General features: G+C 42.5%; 2 protein-coding genes. Both read left to right on the top strand.

The window, feature by feature from the left end; genetic code table 11:
- The first annotated feature begins 116 nt into the window (after positions 1-116).
- Positions 117-1,661 (top strand): IS21 family transposase, encoded by a 1,545-nt coding sequence (istA, locus tag R2Q84_RS25170; protein WP_316819372.1) that lies wholly within the window; start codon positions 117-119, stop codon positions 1,659-1,661.
- Between the two features lie 10 nt (positions 1,662-1,671).
- The gene (gene istB, locus R2Q84_RS25165; protein WP_316819371.1) at positions 1,672-2,400 is read left to right on the top strand and encodes an IS21-like element helper ATPase IstB; all 729 of its coding nucleotides are present in this window, start codon (positions 1,672-1,674) and stop codon (positions 2,398-2,400) included.
- Positions 2,401-2,484 lie beyond the last annotated feature (84 nt).

Below are 2,484 nucleotides of genomic sequence, written 5' to 3'. Positions count from 1 at the left end.
TGCATATATCGGAACATAAAGGGCCAGCTGTATCGGTGATACTGGGCCAGTCCTATCGGTGATACCGGGCCAATTAACAAAGTAGTATTTTACTGAGTAAATAAACTCTGTAAAGTATGGCCGGCCACCGAAAAGACATGTTAGACATTCAACGTATTATTCAATTAAAAGCCCGCGGAGAAAGTAACCGATCGATTGCAAGGTTATTAAGTATTAACCGCAAGACCGTCAACGAATACATTCTTAACCTCAAGAAAGCAGGTCAAGATTTCTCTGAGTTATCTCGTTTGAACGAGGAATCTATCGTTTCCATATTACCAGTGTCTAAGATATTTAATAAACCTCAAGCCTATACTGAGCTGCAAGCTATGATTCCCGGCTTTCGTACAGCTTTAAAGAACCCTGGTTTTACCTATTTGAATATCTGGGATCAGTATCGTTTGAAGTATCCTGATGGATACGGCTATACCCAGTTTAAAGAGCACTTACAAAAAGCATTTGCGGTTCAGGACGCGTCCTTCCATATGGAGCAGGTTATGGGTGAGAAATTGCTGATTGATTATGCCGGTGATCGGCTCCATCTTACTGATAGAGAAACGGGTCGAACACATCCTGTGGAGCTCTTTGTCGCCATATTAGCGGGTAGCGGGTACACTTATGTAGAAGCAAGTGAAAGCCAGCAGAAGGCTTCTTTTTTGAATAGCATCAGAAGAAGCCTTGAGTTTATTGGCGGGGTGCCAAAACTGATTGTAACGGATAACCTGAAGTCTGCGGTAACCCACGCGCATCGTTATGAACCTGAATTAAACAAAGACTTTAAAGCTTTTGCTCTTCACTATGGCACTGCAGTGATGGCTACCCGAGCTCGTAAACCAAAGGACAAAGCATTGGTTGAGAACGCAGTCAAACTCGTTTATCAAAGGATCTGCTTCGCTTTGAGAGATCAGGTATTCTTTGATTTATTCTCATTGAACAAAGCCATCCGGCCGTTACTAGAGCTTTACAATCAGAAAATGTATCAGCAGAGGCAAACCAGCAGAACCCAGTTATTTCTGGAGCAGGAAAAAGCCTTATTGGCTCCATTACCAGCTCAGCCATTCACACTATTGACCTACAAGCAGGCAATGGTACAAAAGAACTATCATGTGTTTATCAGCGAGGATAAGCACTATTATAGCGTACCACACCAGTACATTGGTAAAAGAGTGGAAGTCAGATACAATGAAGCCCTGATTGAAGTCTATTCCTCCAGCAAAAGGATAGCCTCACATACCAGAAGTAAAAAAAGTGCCGGTTACACCACTCTTCTGAACCATATGCCAGCCAACCACCAGTTTATGCAGGGATGGAATGTGGAGGCCTTTTTAGCTTGGGCTCAAGCTGAAGATCATATTATTCATCAATATGTGGAGCAGGTGTTTGCTCAGCGTCCACATCCGGAACAGGCTTTTCGGTCCTGCTGGGGAATCCAAAGACTCGGGAAAATTTATGGTGTTCAGCGACTTAAATATGCATGTATCCGTGCAATGACATTTGAACAATATGGCTATAAGATCCTAGAGTCCATCCTCAAACAAAACCTTGATGCTAAAGAAGTGGATGAAGAGCAAATGAGTATCCCTGCGCATGAAAACTTACGCGGTGCTTCTTATTATCATTAACCCAATAAATATGAATACACAACAAACATTAGAAAAGATGAAAAGCCTGCGTTTGCAGGGAATGCTACTGGCGTATAGTAGCAGTATTGAAAGCCAAGGGCATTTACAGCTTACGGCTGATGAACTACTAAGTATGCTGATTGATGCAGAATGGCAGGATCGTTCCAATAAGAAAGTAGCACGGTTAACCCAAACTGCAGCATTCCGGTACATGTCCCACCTTTCGGAGATCAACTATCAGGCAGCAAGAGACCTGGATAAGGAATTATTAAACAGGCTCTCTTCCTGCCAGTTTATTCAGCAAAAAGAGAACATACTTATTACTGGTCCTACCGGAGTAGGTAAAAGTTATATAGCTTCTGCTCTTGGTCATCAGGCCTGTGCCATGGGATATCGGGTAGCTTACTACAATACAGCTAAGCTTTTTACCAGATTACACGGCGCCAAAGCTGATAACTCGTTATACAAAGAAATTGCACGTATAGAAAAGCAGGATCTGTTGATCCTTGATGACTTTGGATTGCAGAATCTAGATAAACCACAAAGAGATCTGCTAATGGAAATTATTGAGGATCGTCACAATAAAAAATCTACTATTATAGCATCGCAATTGCCTGTCACCGCATGGTATGAAGTCATTGGGGAAGGAACAATAGCTGATGCCATCTTAGATAGGTTAGTCCATGGCGCACACCGCCTGAGTTTATCTGGCGAATCGTTGAGAAAAGTAAAAAAATAATCCTATAATTGTTGGCCCAGTATCACCGATACGAGTGGCCCATCTTCAAGCGATACGCTTGGCCCAGAATCACCGATATATACA

This window comes from Pedobacter nyackensis (genome assembly GCF_032678475.1).
GTDB classification, from domain to species: domain Bacteria; phylum Bacteroidota; class Bacteroidia; order Sphingobacteriales; family Sphingobacteriaceae; genus Pedobacter; species Pedobacter nyackensis_A.
The sequence above is the reverse complement of the archived record's forward strand: the minus strand, read 5'-3'. Positions and strand labels throughout refer to the sequence as shown.